This window comes from Nonomuraea sp. B10E15 (genome assembly GCF_039871615.1).
In the GTDB taxonomy this organism is placed as follows: domain Bacteria; phylum Actinomycetota; class Actinomycetes; order Streptosporangiales; family Streptosporangiaceae; genus Nonomuraea.
Genome location: NZ_JBDPMB010000066.1, coordinates 1 through 957, shown reverse-complemented (window position 1 = coordinate 957; position 957 = coordinate 1). Strand labels below are relative to the sequence as shown.

The window sequence follows — 957 nt, the reverse complement described above, 5'->3', positions numbered from 1 at the left end:
CTGACCGAGTGGAAACGCAGCGGCGATTACGACTTCCTGTTCGAGGTGTCGTCCGTGCCGCTGCAGCAGGCGCTGCGCCACCTTCAGGCGGCGTTCGCGAACTTCTTCGCCAAGCGCGCCCGATATCCCACCTTCAAGAGCAGGAAGAAGGCACGCGCGAGCGCGGAGTACACCCGCTCGGCGTTCCGCTGGCGCGACGGCACGCTGACGCTGGCCAAGATGGACACGCCGTTGGACATCGTGTGGTCGCGCCCGCTTCCCGAGGGAGCCGAGCCGTCCACGGTCACCGTGAGCAGGGACGCGGCCGGGCGCTGGTTCGTGTCCATCCTCGCCGAGGAGAAGATCGCACCACTGGCTCCGGCTGAGCAGTCGGTGGGCGTGGACGCGGGCATCACGGCGCTGGCGACACTGTCCACCGGCGAGAAGATCGTCAACCCGCGTCACGAACGGCGCGACCGGCGCAGGCTGGCCAAAGCACAGCGGGCACTCGCCCGCAAGACCAAGGGCTCGAACAACCGGGCCAAAGCCCGGCTCACGGTGGCGCGGGTCCACGCCCGCATCGCCGACCGCAGAAGGGATCACCTGCACAAGGTCACCACCCGGCTTGTTCACGAGAACCAAGTGATCGCCGTCGAGGACCTGACCGTCCGCAACATGGTCAAGAACCACCCGCCGGCCCGCGCCGTCTCCGACGCCTCCTGGCGGGAGCTTCGCTCGATGCTGGAGTACAAGGCGGCCTGGTACGGGCGCACGCTCGTGGCGGTGGACCGCTGGTTCCCCTCCTCCAGGCTGTGCTCGGAGTGCGGGACGCTGCAGGAGGAGATGCCGCTGACCGTCCGGGAGTGGACGTGCGCCTGCGGCGCGGTCCACGACCGGGACGTGAACGCGGCCAAGAACGTGCTCGCCGCCGGGCTGGCGGAGAGCTGAAACGCCTGTGGAGCCGGTGTAAGACCTCAA

General features: G+C 68.8%; 1 protein-coding gene. It reads left to right on the top strand.

Annotation, left to right across the window (positions count from 1 at the left end; translation table 11 throughout):
• Positions 1–927, top strand: a 927-nt coding sequence (locus ABGB14_RS49990; RefSeq protein WP_347650959.1) for an RNA-guided endonuclease TnpB family protein, incomplete at its 5' end; no start/stop codon positions are given.
• Positions 928–957 lie beyond the last annotated feature (30 nt).